Genomic DNA, 18,970 nt, shown 5'->3' on the forward strand with positions numbered 1-18,970 from the left:
GCGGCCTTTTTCTGTATCAGGCGTCTGGATTGAGTCTTTAATCCTTTGGCGCATCCCATTAGGTTGGCTTCATAACACTTATAAATGAGGCCCTCTTTATGTCCCGCACATTGATGCTTGATCAGGTTCATGCGCTCAGTAAGGCAGCACTGATCGGGGCAGGGACATTGGAAGAGTCTGCGTCCATTGTGGCTGACAGCATCGTCGATGCGGAGGCCGAGGGCATCCGCGCCGTCGGATTGGCCTATCTGCCTTACTATTGTCAGCATGTCCGCGTTGGAAAGGTTTCAGGCCTTGCGGTGCCGAAGGTGAAGCAGACCGGCAAGGCCGCCCTGATGGCTGATGCGCGCAACGGGTTCTGCCATCCCGCCTATGTGGAGGGGGAGAAGAAATTCTACACCCTTGCCCGAAATTGCGGTATTGCCGGGTTTGGTATTCAGCATTCCTATGCCTCTGGCGTGATCGGTTGGTTCGTGGATCGCATTGCCAAGGCCGGACTGGTTGGATTCTGCTTCACCAATGCCTCGGCATCCATGGCGCCGGCCGGGGGAAATCGTCCGCTGTTTGGCACCAATCCCATTGCCTTTGGCGTGCCCCGTGACGGCAAGCCGCCCCTGGTAATCGATCAATCCTCTACAGCCACATCCCGTGTCAGTATCGCGGCCAAGATGGAAGCGGGGGAGCCGATACCGGAAGGGTGGGGCCTGGATGCGATGGGCAATCCCTGTACCGATGCCAAGACAGTTCTGGGCGAGGGGTCTATGGCCCCTTCTGGCGGCTATAAAGGGGGCGGATTGGCGTTATTGGTGGAAATCATGGCCGCTGGACTGACAGGGGCGAATTGGTCCTTTGAGGCATCGGATTTGGGCAATGATGTCGGTGGCACGCCGGATATCGGACAATTCTTTATGGCGATTGATCCGACCGCTTTTGGAGGCGCGAATTTTTCCGCCCGGATCGAAACTCTGTTTCAGGCGATGCTGGATCAGGACGGGGTGCGCCTGCCAGGGGACCGGCGCCACGCGCATCGCCTGAAGGCGGCACGGGAAGGGGTCGTGGTTCCAGATAATCTGTTTCAGACGTTGCGCGACTATGCCCGCGGAGAGGCCGCGTGACAGCCGCGGCGCGGGTTGATCCGGATAAGGTTCAATCGATCCTGCGGGATGTCGCGGAAAGAATCGTCCTGCCGCGCTTTGATGGGTTGGCAAAGCATGAAATCATAGAAAAGGCCCCCGGTGATCTGGTCACCGTCGCGGATATCGAGGCGGAACATATCCTGACAGAGGCTTTGTCGGCCCTGTTGCCGGGATCCCGTGTTGTTGGGGAGGAGGCCTATTCCAAATCCAATGACATCCTGGATCGGTTTGATACGCCAGGCCCTGTCTGGCTGATTGATCCGATTGATGGTACGAAGAACTTCACCAAGGCGAGTGAAACCTTCTGCATGATGGTGGCCCTGGTGGAGAATAACCGCCCGGTTATGGGCTGGATCCATGACCCCATTCCCAATCGCACCGCCTTTGCAGCAGAGGGTGAGGGGGCCTGGCTGGACGGAACACGGCTGATAATACCAGACCCGCCAGCAGATTCAGCGAAAGTCGGTTTGATCAATACTTGGTATTTTGACGAACCCAAGCGCAGCGCGTTGCGTAGTGCGGCGCGGGCGCGGTTTGGCGAATTGGTGTCCCTATCCTGCGCCGGCCATGACTTTTTAGCCCAAACGCTGGGGTCGCGCCATTTCAGCTTTTACCGACGGTTATGGCCCTGGGATCATGCGCCAGGAACCTTGTTGATCCGAGAAGCAGGCGGCCATGTCGCGCGCATCGACGATGCCCCCTATCAGGCCGGAACACGCGTCCACGGTCTGTTGAGCGCACCAAACAAAGAGGTTTGGACGTCAATCCGCGATTACCTGTTGCTGGATTTTTAATCCACCAGAAGAACCAGTGCCTCTTCCGAGAAGGCTTGAATGGCAGCCTCTATCTTTTCATCGATCTTACCATCGATTGGGCCCTGATAGTATCCGCGCTTCTGGAGGTATTCCTGATACATCTGAACGCGATCTGCACCGCCTAATTCCATGGACAGGCGATAGAATTTCATCGCCTGACCCTGATCGCCCAACAGGGTATGAACCGCAGCCGCCGTATCAGCATTATCGGCATTTTCGTCCAGTTTCAGCGACTTTTCGACATAGTCCAATGCCGCTTTCGGGTCGCGAAAGGATTTGTCTTCTGCTGCGACAAGCAACCATGCGATGGAATTGTAATAGTCCGATATCGGCTGGATCTGGACCGCAACATTCAGATTATCAAACGCCTGTTGATAGTCTTTGCGGTCCATATAAATCATGCCGCGGCGATGCCAGGCAACGGCCCGTGTCGGATCCAGGTTGATCGCCTGGGTATAATCCGCCAGCGCCGCATCGATGTTATCGGTCCGCTGATTTGCCATTCCCCGGAACATAAGGGCATCCGGATTTTCTTCGCCATGGTCGATGGCGAAACTGAAATCTGTGAGCGCCTCTGTCGGATTGCCCCCGAACAGATAGGCCAGGCCCCGTCTGGTATACAGCGAATACCGGTTAGGATCGATGTCGATGGCCTTTGTATAGGCGGCCTGCGCGGTATCGAACTGCTTCAGTTCTACATGCAGATTACCCAGCGTCACCAATGTGTTGATGTCCAGCGGGTCAATTTTCTGTGCCTGATCAAGGTCACGCAGGGCGGCGTCAATATTGCCCATCTGGGCATAGCTGGAGGCACGACCGGCATAAAGTGCCGCTACCTTTGGCGCGATTTGTAGGGCCAGGTCATAGTCCTGTATCGCCTTTTGATGCTCCCCCATATCGTCAAATGTGCGGGCGCGCCCATCCAGAAAGCCGATATTGTTGGGCGCCAGATCAAGTGCTTCGGTAAAGTCTCTCAGCGCCGCAGTATAATCAAAGAGGTCAAGAAAGGCCGATGCGCGATAGGCCAGGGCGGTTGCGCGCCCCTCAGTGGACAGGATTTCACTATCCAGCAATGTTGAGCATATGTCGCGTCGTTGACTGGGCGTATTGCCTGCCCCCAGACAGCCCCTCAGCAATTGGGTCATTTTCTGCGGGGTGTCCCCGTCCGGGCTGTTGTTCAGCATCTGACCATAGCCAATCGTCGGCAGAAGGCAGGAAAGAAACAGGGTGAAAACAAGGGTTCGAATGCGTACCATCATGAACTGAGCCTTTTGGATCGTCTGTTGCTATAACGTAACGCAGTATGGCGGTGTTTCAATCTGTCATCCTTCCATTCCGGCCTGGATATTGCGAGAGTGTGGGCATGAAGACAGTATTCTTGACCGCCCTGATCCTCGTATTGTCTGGCATGTCTGCTGCGGCGCAGACAGTGCCGGATCATCCATTCACCAATGCCACGGGCGCAGGGCCTGAAACGACAACAGAGCGGGGACAGGATAATCTGCCCTATCCCCCTGCAAAACCTGAATTTCTGTTGCGCATGTCTAAAAAGGAATGCCAGACGGTCTTGCGCCGCGCCGTTGTGCCCAGTGCGGACTATGTTCCGGGGCTGGATATACGGGGCAATGCCGTTGCTGGGGCAAACCTGCCGGGGACCTTAACCGCACAGGATATTCTGCCGGAAGAGATCGCCTTCGAACTGGCACTGAATCCTATGGTTTTTGCTGGAAATCCGGCACTGCAGACCCTGTTTGCCAATTCATCAACCAGTCTGGGGATGGTCCGATACAATCTTGCATCCGGGAAGCTGACCCTGAACGACAAAGCCCTGACACCTGATACCGAGGCAGAAATAATCGCCCTGTGCCAGCAGGCCGTTCAGCGATAGCGCATCCACTGACTGCGGCTTTACCTTCACGGCGCTAGGCCTTAGATTGCGCGCACTTAACAACCTTAGCCTTAAGGGTAGATTTCTGATGCGCTTGTCCCCTGCCGTCCGCTTGAGTGAGTATTTCATGCCCACCCTGCGGGAAACCCCCAGCGAGGCGGAAATCGTCTCCCACCGTCTGATGTTGCGTGCAGGCATGATCCGGCAGGAATCTGCTGGTATCTATTCCTGGCTGCCGACAGGCTATCGGGTGCTGCGCAAGATTGAACAGATTGTCCGTGATGAAATGGACCGTATTGGCTGTCATGAAGTCCTGATGCCGACGATCCAATCCGCAGACCTTTGGCGCAAATCCGGTCGTTATGAAGATTACGGCAAGGAGATGCTGCGCATTACCGATCGGCACGAGCGGGAAATGCTGTATGGCCCCACGAATGAGGAAATGATCACCGACATCGTGGCGGAACATATCAAGAGCTATAAAGACCTGCCCCGAATGATGTATCATATTCAATGGAAATTCCGCGATGAGGTCCGCCCGCGCTTTGGCGTGATGCGGGGTCGGGAATTCCTGATGAAGGATGCCTATTCTTTTGATATCTCCCAGGAAGCGGGCCGTATCTCCTATAACAAGCAATTCGTTGCCTATCTGCGCCTATATGCCCGCATGGGCTTGAAGGCCATACCGATGGCGGCCGATACGGGTCCCATTGGCGGCGATATGAGCCATGAATTCATCATTCTGGCCGAAACCGGCGAAAGTCAGGTCTGGTGCGATACGGATCTGCTGAAGCTGGACCTGCTGAACATGGATATCGATCACCGCAATGCCGACCAGATGAGCGAGGTCATCGGCAAGGTGACGTCTTTCTATGCGGCAACCGATGAGATGCATGATGAGGCAAAATATCAGGCCGAAGTCCCAGTCGATCGTCAAATGACGGCCCGCGGGATCGAGGTCGGCCATATCTTCTTCTTCGGCGACAAATATTCCGAGCCTATGAACGCCAAGGTTCAGACGGCAGATGGCGGCTTCGCAACGGTCCAGAGCGGTTCTTATGGTGTGGGTGTCTCACGCCTGTTGGGTGCGATCATTGAGGCCTGTCACGACGATAACGGCATTATCTGGCCGGAAGAGGTTGCCCCGTTCAAAGTGGGTCTGATCAATCTGCGCGTCGGGGACGAGGCCTGTGATGCCGCCTGTGAGGACTTCTATGCCAAGCTTCAGGCCGCAGGGATGGACGTCATGTATGACGACCGCGATACGCGCGCCGGTGTGAAATTCGCCGATATGGACCTGATCGGCCTGCCCTGGCAGGTGGTGATCGGACCAAAAGGCGTTGCAAATGGCATCGTCGAGCTTAAATCCAGAAAAACCGGGGAGAAAGAAGAGCTCTCTCCAGAAGCGGCCCTTGCTAAGTTGTCTGGGTCCAAATAAGGCTATCCGCCGCTGTGAAAGGGCGCTTTGACGATGTTTACAGCTGTTGAGCGGTTGGTTGCCTTTCGCTATTTGCGGGCCAAACGGCAGGAGGGATTTATCTCTGTCGTTGCCTGGTTCTCTTTATTGGGAATCATGCTGGGCGTGGCGACCCTGATCATCGTCATGTCGGTGATGAATGGGTTCCGGGCTGAATTGCTGGGGCGCATTATCGGGCTGAATGGGCATGTTACCATCGGGTCCGTTGAAAGACGGATTGAGGCCTATCAGGAGATCACCGACCAATTGCTGGCCCGCCCGGACGTGCTGGCCGCAACCCCGATGATTGAAGGTCAGGTCATGGCAAGCGCCAAGAATGGCGCAGCAGGGGCTTTGGTTCGGGGCGTGCGGGCAGCAGATTTTGAAGCGCGCCCAATTCTGCGGGATTCCCTGATCGCCGGCAGCATGGATAACTTCACACAACAGGATGGAATCCTGATCGGGGTTCGGATGGCCAGTCGCCTGGGGCTGACCCTGGGGGACTCGCTGACGCTGATTTCTCCCAATGGAACGGTAACAGCATTCGGCACCGTGCCCCGCATGAAGGCCTTTCCAATCGTCGGCATTTTTGAAGTCGGCATGTATGAATATGACAATACCTATGTCTATATGCCGTTAACGACCGCCCAGGCATTCTTTCGAACAGGCGATGCTGTTGGATCAATTGAGGTTATGTTGAAAGACCCTGATGCGGCAAAGGCAACGGCCTTTGACCTGCGGGGCAGTCTTCCCCCTGGATATACGGCCACAGATTGGCAGCGTGTTAATTCCAGCTTTTTCAATGCGCTACAGGTGGAACGTAATGTTATGGCGCTGATTCTGTCACTGATCGTTGTGGTGGCGGCCTTCAATGTCATATCGTCCCAGATCATGCTGGTTCAGGATAAATCCCGGGGCATTGCCGTATTGCGCACCATGGGGGCGACGCGGGGATCTATCCTGCGGATATTCTTCATGACCGGCAGTTCGGTTGGCGTCATTGGTACTGTTCTGGGGGCCACGCTGGGTATTTCCTTCGCGCTGAATATCGAGAGCATTCGACAGGCGATTCAAAGCCTGTCGGGCGCCAAGTTATTCGATGCAGAAATTTATTTCCTGTCTCAATTGCCGGCAAAAATAGATCCGACAGAGGTGATCGTCACCGTGACATTTGCCCTGGTAATCAGCCTTCTGGCCTCAATTTATCCGGCCTGGCGCGCGGCGCGATTGGATCCTGTAGAGGTGCTGCGCTATGAGTGACGATACGACCGTATTGCGCATGGACGCGGTTGAACGGACCTATAAGACAGCTGCCGGACCCCTGACCGTGCTGGATGGTGCGTCTTTGCATGTCAGCAAGGGGGAGTTGGTTGGGTTGGTTGCGCCCAGTGGGACCGGGAAATCCACCCTGTTGCATATGGCGGGTCTGTTGGAATTGCCTGACAAAGGCGATGTCCTGATTAATGGACGGGCCTGTGGCACGCTGGGGGACCTGGAACGCACGGCGATTCGGCGCAAGACCATTGGTTTTGTGTATCAGTTTCATCATCTGCTGCCGGAATTCTCCGCCCTGGAGAATGTGATCTTGCCGCAAATGGTGGCGGGGGAAACAAGACGGGCTGCCCGTGATCATGCAGCAGACTTGTTGGAAAGCGTTGGTTTGACGTCTCGCGCCACCCATCGGCCCGCCAAGTTGTCGGGTGGCGAGCAACAGCGGGTTGCCGTTGCGCGGGCCCTGGCGAATTCACCGGCTATCCTGTTGGCAGATGAACCGACCGGCAATCTGGACCCCAAAACGTCTGAGATCGTGTTTGATCTGTTGGTAAAGCTGGTGCGGGAGCGCGGGATGAGCGCCCTGATCGCGACCCATAACATCGCCCTGGCACAGCGTATGGACCGCGTGGTGACATTGGCGGCTGGCAAAATTCAGGGTTTTTCTGCCGAGTCCTGAAGGCGTTCAGGGGATCGGATGCCTTTCAAGATTTCCATCACCGAAGCTCGAAGGCCAGCAGGATCAGGGACATGGCAATCAGCCAACTGCCTGCGATTCGAATGCCAATCACCGCGATGGGGTGCCGAAGCTTCGCGCTGAGTGCCATAATATTCAAGGCGATGATGTTCACCCCGATCCATATGCCAAAGCCCAGCAACAGGGTTTCGTTTGCCTTTAGGGCTTCCGGCTTTGAATCCAGGCCAACGCACAATCCGGCCAGCGCAAAAACACTGACATTCAATAAGCTGGGCACGGGTCTGTTTACAGCCAGCAGGGTACCAGCGATCAGGGTCATAGCGGCCAGTGTCAGGCTGGTGATCTGGGTCGGGTCTATCCAGATCGTTGCTGCATATCCGACGACCAGTCCTGCATTCAATGCGGCCAGCAAAGGCGGAATTTGGCGATCCTGACGACGGCCCATCCATAAACCGATCCCAATCAACAGCAACAGGTGTTGGGGAACGGCGACAGGATGCAGCAAACCGTTTGGGAAAAGGCCAACGCCGGAGATGCTGGTATGGGCATCTGCGGGTGTCGCAAGGCCCAATCCGCCCCCCACCAGGATAAGCAGGGGGAGAAAGAGATGCTGACCCGTCACGCGATGCCGGTCATAAAGGCGACGCCGACCAAAGAGATCGCAACGCCGAGACCGCGCACTGCGATGCGGCCCGATGGCATTTTAACCAGCATGCCAAAGGCAATACCGACCAGGTGCAGCATGCCCGTTGAGAGGACAAATCCGATGGAATAGGTGATCGCATTCGCGGCATGGGGCAGTTCCGCACCATGGGCATAGCCATGGAATATGGCGAATGCGCCGACCAGACAGGACGCAATCCAGATTGGGGGCCGCGCGGCCAGAGCGACCAACAGACCCAGCACGATGGCAGATCCCGCAATGCCGATTTCAACGCCGGGCAGGGGAAAGCCCAATACACCCAGCGCGCCGCCAAATGCCATCACAACTGGAAAAATTATCGGCAAAAGATATAGGGCCGGACGCCCCAGAAAGGCCCCCCATAATCCAACGGCGACCATCGCAACCACATGATCCAGACCAAACAACGGATGCGTTAGGCCGCTGACGAAACCACCCGCCATCCCGGCCCCTTCATGGGCAAAGGCGGCGCTGGAAATCATTGCTGTCGCGGCAAGAATACAAGCGGCAAGGGGGGCAATCCAGAGGACACGGGATGTCATAAAACTATCCTTTCAGGCAATGGCATTTTTTTGGTTTGCTTGATTGATGTTAAACAGCCGATAAAGTATCGCTTCGGCCCAAGGATTGGAAGGTGTAAAGATGGGCAAGACCCCGGTGGCAAGCCGAAAGAAATCTGCATCAAAGAAGCCACCTGTAAAACCGGTGGCAAGCCCTGCTGCAACCGGACTATCGGATCAGGTGGGGGAAACGTTGCGGCAATTGCTGCGCCGTGCGGAACCGCTGGACCTGAAACGACACGCCGATTTTAAAGTTAAGGATGGTCGGGATTTCAGCTTTGCCAGCAAGCTGCATACCATCCCGCTCAGCGCTGTGGAGTTCATGCCAACTGCACGGCATTATCCGATTATTTTTGCCGGTGAGAAAGATATTCATCCGGTCGCCCTTCTGGGTTTGCGATCCGATGAAAATCTATTTGTCGAGGCAAATGGGCGCTGGAAAGAAGGCTGTTATGTTCCTGCGATTCTGCGGCGCGCGCCTTTTGTTCTGATGCAGGATACAAAGCATGGGAAAGATGGCGTCGGTCTGTGCCTGGATGTCGAATCTCCGCTGGTGTCGAAAACCGAAGGCACTCCGATTTTTGCCAATGGCAAGCCAACAGCAATGCTGGCCAAAATGGCGACCTTTGCGGCGTCTTATTCCAAGGAACAGGCGCGCACCCGTCAGTTTGTGAATGCCTGTATGGCCAATGATCTGTTGGTAGAACGCCGGATGGAGATCACATTGGCAAGCGGCCAGAGAATCATATTTTCCGGCTTTCGTGTCATTGATGAGGAACGCCTGCGCAAGCTGGATGATACAACGGCGCTGAAATGGTTCCGAACGGGATGGAGCGCCCTGGCGCTGGCGCATTTTCTGTCATTGGGAAATATGGGCCGTTTACATCATCGCTCTAACGCGCGTGTTACTCAAAAAGCCCCCTGAAGCACTTATTTTTCGTTCGTTTCCGATGGGACTTCTTCATCCTGGGTCAAATCTTCCAAAGAGGCCATTTGTTCGAATTTGTTCTTCTGATCCATGACCGATAAGAGGTTCTGTGCCAGGATTTGAAACAGCGCTTTCACAAAAGGATCGGTTTCTTTTAATTTTTCGTTCAGTCTTGTGCGCTGAATGGTAATCACGGTGCTGGCGGTTTCGGCGCGCGCACCTTCGGTTCTGGGGCGACTGGTCAGCAGGGCAAGTTCCCCCAGGACCTGACCTGGTCCGCGCTTTTCCGTGATATCGACAAAGCCGTCGCTGCCGCGTTTCAATATCTCGATGGATCCGGCCTGGATCATATACATGGCCGTGGCGTCATCGCCTTCGTGATACAGCATATCGCCAGCAGCAAATTCTTGGCGCAGAACCAGGTTCCCACTCATGGATCAGTTCCCTTTTTCGGCCCGCAATGCGGCCGCATGTTCTGCAGAGTTTGCGGCACGCGCCATGGCGGCGATATCGTCCGCGGGCAGCGGTGTTTTGCTGGCCGCCTGGCGCAGTAAACGGATTAACATCAGAATCAGCATTTTTAATCCAGGATCGGCATTGCCCAGCTTCTTTTTCAACAAATCCTCAGTGATGACGATGCAGACACATGACTCTTCAGCAATTGCAGACGCCATGCGTTTGGATTGATCGATCAGTGCCATTTCACCAAAAATGCCACTGGCTTCGACAAAGCCTAATGTGCCGCGCGCCCCCCCTGGCAGGGATTTCGTGATGCGCACACGACCGCTTTGCAGGACATAGGCCTGGTTGCCGTAATCGCCCTCATTAAAAATGACATCGCCTTTATAAAAGGTTCGTCTGTTCAGGACGCGTGAAGAGTCGGACAATAAATATCCCCCAGTGGCTTATTACGGAAAAATATCGCGAATATTACCTTCGCATGCTTTTGTTAACTATAATCGAATTCACGGCCAATGCGTAACACTGATTGACGGTTTTGCTGATATTCTATGATACTGCGCAGCGAATCGATATGTGTGAATATGAATGTGAGGGTTGTTAAAGTCACCTCCTTCCTGTAGGCGGAAAGGGGGCATTGATTACGGTTAAAAAAATATTCCACTTGGATGGAAGTATCGGGGCGTGGAAATCAATCGGTCTTAGAAAATGTCTAAAAACTATGATTTCAGAAATCTGCGCGTGCTTGTCGTTGATGACTGCAAGTTCATGCGTGGCATCTTAGAGCGGATGCTGGACGCGCTGGGCATTGGATATGTGCGCGTCGCTATCGATGGCATCAGCGCGTGGGATCTGTTGCAGACAGAGGATTTCGATCTGGTCATAACAGATTGGGAAATGGAACCAGAAGACGGCGCAACCTTTGTTCGTCGAATTCGCCTGGATCCGGAAAGCCCCGGGCGATACATTCCAGTAGTGATGCTGACGGGGTATACCGAGAAGGCAAAGGTGATGAATGCCCGCGATATTGGGATAACGGAATTTCTGGCCAAACCGCTGGCGGCCCGATCGCTTCATGCACGGATCGTGAATATCATTGAGAATCCGCGCCCCTTTGTCAGAACCACGTCTTTCTTTGGTCCCTGTCGTCGGCGTTTGAATTTGCCCAGTTTTGAAGGGGCGGACCGTCGCGCCGCCCAGGACGATGCGCTTGAGATTTAACCGCCGTTACGGGTTTGAGGAGAGTTTGGTCAATGGGTAGGGAAAAACTTCCAGAGATACCGGCAAATGCCTCCAAATCGTGGCATGAGGTCGTAGAGCGCCCGAATGACCTGGCGAAAAAAGTGCCGCGGACTGGTGGCATTGAACCGGAAAAGGCATTTGAGGCCGCAGAAACCGTCGTCAAACAAATGACGAGTGATTACGTCGACAAGCTGGCTGAAGATATTGAGCAGATGAAGCGGTTGGCCGCGAAGTATCGAGAAGACAATTCGGACGCGACGCTGGATCAATTATTTCGATTGGTCCACAACATGCGCGGGCAGGGTGCCACCTTTGGCTTCCCGCTGATTACCGAAATTGGCCGACATTTCTGTCGCTATGTGCGCGAACGCCCAAAGGGAAAAGCGGTAAAGCCGGCCCTGGTCGATCAGCATCTGAAGGCCTTGCTGGTGGTGTATAATCAGTCCATCAAAGGCAGCGGCGACGAAATTTCACAGGCCGTCGTTTATGCCCTGGCTGAAGTTGTTGATCGCGAATTGTCATAAATTTCGATCCATATGCGCCGTTGTGCTTTAAAGCCGTGACGCACTGTCATAGACTGATGGCAGTCACACCAGAGCCAAGGGCTCACCATTTCCAGTTATAGATACATTTGAAGGGGGCTTTTATGTCCGGCAGCTTAAACAAAGTCATTTTAGTCGGAAATCTGGGCCAGGACCCCGATGTGCGCTCTATGCAGAATGGCGATAAGGTCGCCAACCTATCCATCGCAACGTCCGAAAACTGGAAGGATCAGTCTGGACAGCGGCAGGAGCGGACTGAATGGCATCGCGTCGTGATTTTCGGCAAGGTCGCTGAGATTGCAGAGCGCTATTTGAAAAAAGGCTCAAAGGTTCTGATCGAAGGCCATTTGCAGACCCGCAAATGGGAAAAAGACGGCAAAACCAACTATACGACAGAAGTCGTGGTGCGCGGTTTCAACGGTAACATGACCATGCTGGACAGCCGCGATGGCAGTGGTGGCAGCGGCGGCGGTTATGGCGGCGGCAGCAGCGGGGGCGGTTCGCGCGGTGGTTCCGGTGGCGGATATGATGGCGGTTACGATGATCGCGGTGGCCCCAGTGGGGGCGGCAGTGGTGGAAGCGGACGCGACTATAGCGCCGATCTGGACGACGAAATCCCGTTCTAGGCTACAAATACGCCCTATCAGGTCAGCGGATCGGTCTCTCCCAACAGATACCGCACGACATCCTGTGCGTCGAAGGCAAGACAGATCAGCAAGGTTCCGATCAGGATATACAGAACCTGTCGATACGGTGTTTCGATTGGCGTTCCGCGACAGACCCGCAGGATCAGATAGATCACCAGGGGTATCCAGAAAATCAGGTGGGGCAGGCCCAACAACCGCACATATCCCATATGGTCATACATTTCTGGAACAATGATAAAGACCGGAATATGGGCGATAATCGTAAATAACCCGGCGCGTCGCGTGCTTCGTGATACCAGCAGGATTAGGGGGGCCAGGACCAGCACAAGCATCAGCCACAGCAGCCAGATTTTAACCCACATTGGTTGCAGCATGGCGGCATCAAAGAATGACATCAAATCCTCCTCCTGACGGGTTTCACTTAAATCTGGTCCATAACAAACACAAGGCAAGGCGGTCAAAAGCATAAAATGGCAGTGGGCTAAAAGGGGACCGCCCCTTTGATCCATTTTTCCAGGAAGCCGATGAACCACTCCTTCATGGGTGTGTGATAGACATCGGCCAATTGGCGTTGTGTAAACACATCCTGAGCGCCCGGAATCGTCGTCATGTCGATACTATGCTCCAGCCAATGCTCATGCTGTTCCATGCTGAGTTCCGGATGGAATTGGAAGCCAAAAGCATTTTCTGAATATCGAATGGCCTGGTTGGGAAAATATCCCGATGTTGCCAACAGCGTGGCGGAATCGGGCAGGGTGAATCCCAGAAAGTGCCAATGGGCGACCATCATGCGGTTTGGAAACACCGACAGGCCATCTGGGGTCGGGTCGAGGGTGTAGTAGCCGATTTCAGAAAGACCATCGGGGCTGGGATGCAATTCCGCCCCCAAAGCAACCGCCATGACTTGCGCACCGGAACATATGCCCAGAAACGGGCGTCCAGTCGCCAGATATTGGGAAACCCAGTCAACCTCTTGCGCCATAAAGGGATAACGCCGCGTTTCGGTTGCGGCATACTGGCCCCCATAGACGATGGCGCCAACGTGATGCTTCTCTATAGCGGGCAGGGAATCCCCTTTCGCCGGACAAACCCATTCCAGGTGATAGCCAAGGGCCCCCAGATGATCAGACGCCGTATCGGGCGAATTGGGGCGCTCGTGCGTGATCAAAACAATGGTTGGTTTGCTGGATGATTGCATATCCACACTGTAATCTGCTTATGGGAAATAAGGAAACAAAAGACATCATCCGCTAAGGGGTCTAAATCATGCCATTTTCCCTTATTTGGTTGTTCACCCGGTCACCAATATGCTAAATATATGACAGATCGCGACTCTCGCGGTCTGGTCATTGAAACACCCTTGTGACTGTTTCCGTGCCCTTTTATCCCTTCAGTAAAAAGCGACGATTTGACCCTTGTCTGACGAGAGCAACGCCCCTTCGAATTTCGATATTTCATCGGTCCTGATTGAGGACGAGATGCGCCGCAGCTACCTGGATTACGCGATGAGCGTGATCGTCAGCCGCGCGCTGCCGGATGTCCGCGACGGGCTGAAACCGGTGCATCGCCGCATTTTGTACACCATGAAGGAAAATGGTTACGATTCGACAAAAGCGTATCGTAAATCGGCGCGTATCGTCGGGGATGTCATGGGTAAATATCACCCCCATGGCGACAGCGCGATCTATGACGCCATGGTGCGCATGGCGCAAAGCTTCTCTCTGCGCGTGCCCCTGATTGACGGCCAGGGCAATTTTGGCTCCATGGATGGCGATGCTGCGGCGGCCATGCGATATACGGAGGCCCGCCTGTCCAAGGCCGCAGAGGTCATGCTGGACGATATCGACAAGGATACCGTCGACTTCCAGCCCAACTATGACGAATCAGAGTCTGAACCCCGCGTTCTTCCTGCTCGTTTTCCGGCCATTCTTGTCAATGGTGGGGGCGGGATCGCGGTTGGGATGGCGACAAACATCCCCCCCCATAACCTGGGGGAAGTGCTGAATGCCTGTGTCGCCTATGTCGATAATCCAGACATCACCATTGACGAATTGAATGAGATTATCCCTGGTCCCGACTTCCCAACAGGGGGAGAGATTTTGGGGCGGTCTGGGATTCGCGCAGCTTATAATACCGGACGCGGGTCTGTTGTGATTCGATCCAAGGTTACGACCGAGACTGTTTCGAAGGATAAAGAGGCACTTGTCGTTACCGAGATACCCTATCAAGTCAATAAATCTCGTATGATAGAGCGCATTGCTGAAGTTGTACGTGAGAAGATGGTTGAGGGTATCAGTGACCTGCGCGACGAATCGGATCGCGACGGTGTGCGCGTTGTAATCGAATTGAAGCGCGGCGTTGAGCCGGAAGTCGTCAAGGCGCAATTGTTCAAGCATACGCCCTTGCAGACCAGTTTCGGCATGAACATGCTGGCGATCCATGACGGTCAGCCAAAAACTCTGAATCTGAAGGACATTATCGGGGCCTTCATCTATTTCCGTGAAGATGTGATCAAGCGCCGCACGGCCTATGAGCTGAGCAAGGCGCGGGACCGGGCGCATATTCTGGCCGGTCTGATGATCGCGATCATGAGCATTGATGAAGTGATCGAACTGATCCGTCGTGCACCGGACCCTCAGACGGCCCGTGAGAATCTGATGGCGCAACCCTGGCCCGCCGGGGAGATTCTGCCCTATCTGAAATTGATCGATGATCCAGACGGCAAGATTGAGGGCGAAAGCGCTTGGCTGAGTGAACGTCAGGCACGCGCAATCCTGGACCTGCGCCTGCAACGCCTGACCGGTATGGAGCGGGAGAAGCTGGAGCAGGAAGCGCAGGAAATTCAACTGCGTATCACCGACTATCTGGAAATTCTGGCGTCGCGTCCCCGCCGTATGCAGGTCCTGTCGGATGAATTGATCGATATTCGCGACCGGTTTGCCGATCCGCGCCGCACGATCATCCTGGAAAATGAATTCGAACATGATATCGAAGACCTGATCCAGCGCGAAGACATGGTGATGACCGTCACCCATGGCGGCTATATCAAGCGCACGCCTTTGACGACCTATCGTGCGCAACGGCGCGGCGGTAAGGGACGCACCGGTATGGTGATGAAGGACGAGGATGTTGTTTCCAGCGTCTTTGTAACCTCGACCCATACGCCGGTCCTGTTCTTCTCGTCACGCGGCATGGTTTATAAGATGAAGGTCTATCGCCTGCCGGCCGGGTCGCCACAGTCCAGGGGCAAGGCGCTGGTCAATGTGCTGCCCCTGGAAAAGGACGAATGGATCACGACCGTGATGCCCTTGCCGGAGGAAGAGGAAAGCTGGGCCAATCTGGATGCCGTCTTTGCCACTGTTTCCGGCAATATTCGCCGCAACAAGTTGTCAGACTTCACCAATGTGAAGGCCAACGGCAAGATTGCGATGAAACTGGACGAGGGGGACCGTCTGATTTCCGTCAGCGTCTGTTCTGACGATCAGGACATCATGCTGTCCACGAAGCTGGGCAAGAGCCTGCGGTGCCAGGTTGAGGCTGTGCGGGTCTTTGCCGGTCGATCTTCCACCGGGGTGCGCGGCATTCGATTGGCCGAGGGTGATTCGGTGATCGGGATGTCCATTCTGCGCCACAGCGATGATACGCCAGAGCAACGCGATGATTATCTGCGTGCCCAGGCGGCGGCCAAACGCCTGCAATATGGTGAATATTCTCAGGAAGAAGACCGTAAGCGGGATGAAGAACGCGCTGCGATGTTACAACAACCGCATTTCGCCGATATGGCGGAACGGGAAGAATTTGTTCTGACCGTATCGGATCAGGGCATGGGCCAACTAGCCTCAACCTATGACTATCGCGTCACCAATCGTGGCGGCCAGGGGATCAACAATATGGACCTGCGGGGCGCGAATGTGGCGGCCTGCTTCCTGTTTGACACATCACTGGACGAATTGATGATGGTCAGCGACGCGGGACAAATCATCCGCATCCATGGCAACGGCATTTCCGCACGCCGACGGGGCGGCAAGGGTGTCATCGTGTTTGATGTCGGTGATACGCAAAAGGTCGTGTCCGTTGCCCGCCTGCGCGATGAAGAAGGGGGCGACGAGCCGCCTTTGGATGGGGAAGAAGGGGCAGCCCCGCCAGTTCAGCAAGACATGCCAGAGGCGGATGGCGATAGCCCAATCGAAGAGGGCGATGAAGCAGCCTCTTCCGATCCGGATGAAAGCAGTCTATAAGACGCCGCAACGAGAAGACTGATTTGGCTTAACGACTTCCGGGGAGGGTCCGGCATTATGGGCACTGTTGAACGCATTGGGATTTATCCGGGTACTTTTGACCCCATAACCAATGGGCATTTGGATATTATCCGCCGTGCGGCCACACATATGGTCGATAAGCTGATCGTCTCTGTTGCGATCAATGCGGGGAAGGGGCCGTTGTTCAGCCTGGAAGAGCGGACCCAGATGGTGCGTGAAGAGGTTCAAAGCCTGCCGGAAGACCTGCAAACCCGCATCGAAGTTGCCCCATTTGAGGGCCTGCTGATGCATCATGCGGTCAATGTCGGGGCAGAGCTGATCGTGCGGGGACTGCGCGCGGTTTCTGATTTCGAATATGAATTCCAGATGACCGGTATGAATGCCCGCCTGAACCGGCATGTCGAAACCGTCTTCCTGATGGCCTCAGAACGCCATCAATTCATCTCCAGTCGCTTTGTCAAAGAGATCCACGAACTGGGCGGCGATGTCGAAGACTTCGTCAGCCCCCGCGTCCTGGACCGGCTGAAAGTGAAGTTTGGGTGATTTGAATAGGAAATCTACTGATTTAATCGTTTAACGACCAACAAAAAGAACAAAACGGCAATTTTTAAGGCTAAACTGCTATCTCCAAGGAATTGTTACCATCAACCCGAGCAAGCGATATGTTTTAAGTTGCCTTGGTAGATCGGTTCACTTTGACGTTAGAGACTTGAGGAAGTTGGGAAAAGGCCTATGGCACGTTATACAAGTCTATGGTCGATCATTATTGAAGTGTCAGGTTTATGCGATGAAGAAAAAGTTGAGCTTCGTCATATTATTGCTGATCAAATCGTGCAGGATGAATATTTAGTATTAGGTACTCTTTTCCGTGCTATGGACCCATCGGAGTATGTGCTCTTTGTGGGGGATGGTGATCGGCTACTAATAACCCCATGGGGATTTCAATGCAGTTCCTTCATAAAATATAATAAATATGATGGCGAACGGCTTCCCTACGTTAACGAATTAATGCCAGATCGATTTGCGATTAGCGATAGCGGGCTACGAAGTTTTTTCTGCATGCTAGAACTTTCAATATTTAAACTACTTAAATTGCATGAGGTTTCTGCAGTGATGGGCAAGGATTTTCATAAGCTAACTCTAGGAAAATTAAGTCTCGAGCTGCGAAAGTCTGGTCTCTTGAGTGAAATAGCCATTGATGTGCTTGATAATATTATTGAAACACGCAACGAGTTTAGTCATGCCATGAAGGATGTAAGGGAAGTTAGATACTGCGACCGACCTTTGGCGGTTAGCCATTCAAGCAAATACATACCTTGGGACGACAAAGATAGCACCGTGCAACACTTTTTCATTGATGATGCTTTTCTCGTTACTGAAAAAATCATAGACGCTTACAAGATGAAACAACATAAGGTCGTTAACGGTGAAATCCTCCTGGAATTTATGCGTGGAAACCTTGGGCTCCCCATAATTCAAGGGCAATTAATTAAGTACTTTCGTGACTGTGCACTTGAAGATAAGCACTGGAGTGATCGCCAAAAGTCGGTGGAGGAAACTCAGAAAAAGTTTCTCTCATCAAGTATATCAGAACCGACTTGGGATATTTAAAAGTGAGATAAGTTAATTACTAATTAGCCAGCTGAAACCCAAGGTCTAGTGGCTCAGACCGTTCCGCTTTCTGCGAGACGGGCAGGCCACAGGCACTTTGGGCGGCTGCGCCTTTGGCTTCAATTACTATTGCGTCACCTTCTCCTAGAGCGACATATTGGGCTTGTGTCCCGATCCAAAACGACAGAGAGACATAGGCAACCCAGCCCTTTGATTTGAGAGTGTTATCCCCCCAAGTCCCCTCGCCAAGCCGGGTTAGGGACAGGATTACTTCTTCGTTGCTAGGCAATTCCGCCAAGCCTGGGCAAGCGTCAAAGATCACCGTCTCGGCACGGCGGATTACTTCTACGTCTTGCAAGCTATAATTGCGACCAGTGGCTATAGGGACCTCACTGGCCGCGACCGCGGTTCCAGCCATCATAAAGGCGACAAAGGCCAATCCCCAGACTTGGAACACTGTAAGCAATATGTAACGCATATTTACCTCAGTGGATTGATTAGTGGCACAACTTGAACGTTGTCCCCGTACCATCGCATTTTTATATCCGGAAAGTTCAAAGTTTTTTAGTTTGAACACCGTAAACTGCCCCAGCCACGTCTAAAAGCAAGCCCAAAAAAGTCCAAAATCTCGCGCGCCGCCACAAACAGGCACAACTGGCCGTTTATGGACAGTGCAACTGATTAAAAAATTAGGAAAAAATGGTGGGCACTATAGGATTCGAACCTATGACCTAACGATTAAAAATCGTGTGCTCTACCAACTGAGCTAAGTGCCC

At 53.8% G+C, this 18,970-nt stretch carries 21 protein-coding genes and 1 tRNA gene; 13 read left to right on the forward strand and 9 right to left on the reverse strand.

What is annotated here, in order from left to right; all coding sequences use genetic code 11:
- Positions 1–98 precede the first annotated feature (98 nt).
- Positions 99–1,115, forward strand: coding sequence for an Ldh family oxidoreductase (locus ACOSDM_RS08080; RefSeq protein ID WP_420723988.1), 1,017 nt, complete (start codon positions 99–101; stop codon positions 1,113–1,115).
- Complete coding sequence (locus ACOSDM_RS08085; RefSeq protein WP_420723989.1) at positions 1,112–1,930, forward strand: inositol monophosphatase family protein; 819 nt, start codon at positions 1,112–1,114, stop codon at positions 1,928–1,930. Before ACOSDM_RS08080 ends, ACOSDM_RS08085 begins: the two co-directional genes overlap by 4 nt.
- Here ACOSDM_RS08085 and ACOSDM_RS08090 read toward each other — a convergent pair.
- Positions 1,927–3,210 (reverse strand): tetratricopeptide repeat protein, encoded by a 1,284-nt coding sequence (locus ACOSDM_RS08090; protein WP_420723990.1) that lies wholly within the window; start codon positions 3,208–3,210, stop codon positions 1,927–1,929. The two genes, ACOSDM_RS08085 and ACOSDM_RS08090, sit on opposite strands and share 4 nt — an antisense overlap.
- A 104-nt stretch (positions 3,211–3,314) precedes the next feature.
- Here ACOSDM_RS08090 and ACOSDM_RS08095 point away from each other — a divergent pair, with 104 nt between their 5' ends.
- From ACOSDM_RS08095 to ACOSDM_RS08110, 4 genes are all read left to right on the forward strand, one after another.
- Positions 3,315–3,839 (forward strand): hypothetical protein, encoded by a 525-nt coding sequence (locus ACOSDM_RS08095; RefSeq protein ID WP_420723991.1) that lies wholly within the window; start codon positions 3,315–3,317, stop codon positions 3,837–3,839.
- 88 nt (positions 3,840–3,927) lie between these two features.
- Positions 3,928–5,277: a proline--tRNA ligase gene (gene proS, locus ACOSDM_RS08100; RefSeq protein ID WP_420723992.1), complete on the forward strand. Its 1,350-nt coding sequence runs from the start codon at positions 3,928–3,930 to the stop codon at positions 5,275–5,277.
- Positions 5,278–5,310: 33 nt separating this feature from the next.
- Positions 5,311–6,555, forward strand: a complete 1,245-nt coding sequence (locus ACOSDM_RS08105) for a lipoprotein-releasing ABC transporter permease subunit (protein WP_420723993.1) — start codon at positions 5,311–5,313, stop codon at positions 6,553–6,555.
- The gene (locus ACOSDM_RS08110) at positions 6,548–7,246 is read left to right on the forward strand and encodes an ABC transporter ATP-binding protein (RefSeq protein ID WP_420723994.1); all 699 of its coding nucleotides are present in this window, start codon (positions 6,548–6,550) and stop codon (positions 7,244–7,246) included. The genes ACOSDM_RS08105 and ACOSDM_RS08110 overlap by 8 nt, the downstream gene beginning before the upstream one ends.
- 37 nt (positions 7,247–7,283) lie before the next feature.
- Here ACOSDM_RS08110 and ACOSDM_RS08115 read toward each other — a convergent pair whose 3' ends face one another.
- Positions 7,284–7,886, reverse strand: a complete 603-nt coding sequence (locus ACOSDM_RS08115; RefSeq protein WP_420723995.1) for a HupE/UreJ family protein — start codon at positions 7,884–7,886, stop codon at positions 7,284–7,286.
- Positions 7,883–8,488 carry a HupE/UreJ family protein gene (locus tag ACOSDM_RS08120; protein ID WP_420723996.1) on the reverse strand — a complete coding sequence of 202 codons (606 nt, stop codon included), beginning with the start codon at positions 8,486–8,488 and terminating at the stop codon, positions 7,883–7,885. The genes ACOSDM_RS08115 and ACOSDM_RS08120 overlap by 4 nt, the downstream gene beginning before the upstream one ends.
- Before the next feature lie 100 nt (positions 8,489–8,588).
- Between ACOSDM_RS08120 and ACOSDM_RS08125 the strand changes: the two genes are divergently transcribed.
- Entirely contained in the window at positions 8,589–9,431 is an 843-nt protein-coding gene (locus ACOSDM_RS08125; RefSeq protein ID WP_420723997.1) for a SapC family protein, read from the forward strand.
- Between the two features lie 5 nt (positions 9,432–9,436).
- Here the strand turns inward: ACOSDM_RS08125 and ACOSDM_RS08130 are convergent, their stop codons facing one another.
- Both ACOSDM_RS08130 and ACOSDM_RS08135 read right to left on the reverse strand, forming a co-directional pair.
- Positions 9,437–9,868 (reverse strand): cyclic nucleotide-binding domain-containing protein, encoded by a 432-nt coding sequence (locus ACOSDM_RS08130; protein WP_420723998.1) that lies wholly within the window; start codon positions 9,866–9,868, stop codon positions 9,437–9,439.
- A gap of 3 nt (positions 9,869–9,871) precedes the next feature.
- Positions 9,872–10,321, reverse strand: a complete 450-nt coding sequence (locus ACOSDM_RS08135) for a cyclic nucleotide-binding domain-containing protein (protein ID WP_420723999.1) — start codon at positions 10,319–10,321, stop codon at positions 9,872–9,874.
- A 280-nt stretch (positions 10,322–10,601) separates the two neighbouring features.
- On the opposite strand from ACOSDM_RS08135, the gene ACOSDM_RS08140 reads away from it, so the two are divergent.
- From ACOSDM_RS08140 to ssb, 3 genes are all read left to right on the forward strand, one after another.
- Positions 10,602–11,114, forward strand: a complete 513-nt coding sequence (locus ACOSDM_RS08140) for a response regulator (protein WP_420724000.1) — start codon at positions 10,602–10,604, stop codon at positions 11,112–11,114.
- A gap of 32 nt (positions 11,115–11,146) precedes the next feature.
- Positions 11,147–11,659, forward strand: a complete 513-nt coding sequence (locus ACOSDM_RS08145) for an Hpt domain-containing protein (RefSeq protein WP_420724001.1) — start codon at positions 11,147–11,149, stop codon at positions 11,657–11,659.
- 122 nt (positions 11,660–11,781) lie between these two features.
- A complete protein-coding gene (gene ssb / locus ACOSDM_RS08150) occupies positions 11,782–12,303 on the forward strand; it encodes a single-stranded DNA-binding protein (RefSeq protein WP_420724002.1) in 522 nt (173 codons plus the stop codon).
- A gap of 17 nt (positions 12,304–12,320) precedes the next feature.
- Here the strand turns inward: ssb and ACOSDM_RS08155 are convergent, their stop codons facing one another.
- On the reverse strand, positions 12,321–12,719 hold the full coding sequence (locus ACOSDM_RS08155) for a hypothetical protein (RefSeq protein ID WP_420724003.1): 399 nt from the start codon (positions 12,717–12,719) through the stop codon (positions 12,321–12,323).
- An 86-nt stretch (positions 12,720–12,805) separates the two neighbouring features.
- Complete coding sequence (locus ACOSDM_RS08160; protein ID WP_420724113.1) at positions 12,806–13,522, reverse strand: glutamine amidotransferase-related protein; 717 nt, start codon at positions 13,520–13,522, stop codon at positions 12,806–12,808.
- 217 nt (positions 13,523–13,739) lie between these two features.
- Here ACOSDM_RS08160 and gyrA point away from each other — a divergent pair, with 217 nt between their 5' ends.
- The 3 genes from gyrA to ACOSDM_RS08175 all read left to right on the forward strand — a co-directional run bounded on the left by gyrA (position 13,740) and on the right by ACOSDM_RS08175 (position 18,194).
- Complete coding sequence (gene gyrA / locus ACOSDM_RS08165; RefSeq protein WP_420724004.1) at positions 13,740–16,562, forward strand: DNA gyrase subunit A; 2,823 nt, start codon at positions 13,740–13,742, stop codon at positions 16,560–16,562.
- A 57-nt stretch (positions 16,563–16,619) separates the two neighbouring features.
- Positions 16,620–17,126, forward strand: coding sequence for a pantetheine-phosphate adenylyltransferase (gene coaD, locus ACOSDM_RS08170; protein WP_420724005.1), 507 nt, complete (start codon positions 16,620–16,622; stop codon positions 17,124–17,126).
- Between the two features lie 189 nt (positions 17,127–17,315).
- Positions 17,316–18,194: a hypothetical protein gene (locus ACOSDM_RS08175; RefSeq protein ID WP_420724006.1), complete on the forward strand. Its 879-nt coding sequence runs from the start codon at positions 17,316–17,318 to the stop codon at positions 18,192–18,194.
- A gap of 19 nt (positions 18,195–18,213) precedes the next feature.
- On the opposite strand, the gene ACOSDM_RS08180 is transcribed toward ACOSDM_RS08175, so the two are convergent.
- Both ACOSDM_RS08180 and ACOSDM_RS08185 read right to left on the reverse strand, forming a co-directional pair.
- Positions 18,214–18,672 carry a hypothetical protein gene (locus tag ACOSDM_RS08180; protein WP_420724007.1) on the reverse strand — a complete coding sequence of 153 codons (459 nt, stop codon included), beginning with the start codon at positions 18,670–18,672 and terminating at the stop codon, positions 18,214–18,216.
- A 222-nt stretch (positions 18,673–18,894) separates the two neighbouring features.
- Positions 18,895–18,970, reverse strand: a tRNA-Lys gene (locus ACOSDM_RS08185).

The organism is Hwanghaeella sp. LZ110, from assembly GCF_048892525.1.
In the GTDB taxonomy this organism is placed as follows: domain Bacteria; phylum Pseudomonadota; class Alphaproteobacteria; order UBA8366; family Aestuariispiraceae; genus Pacificispira.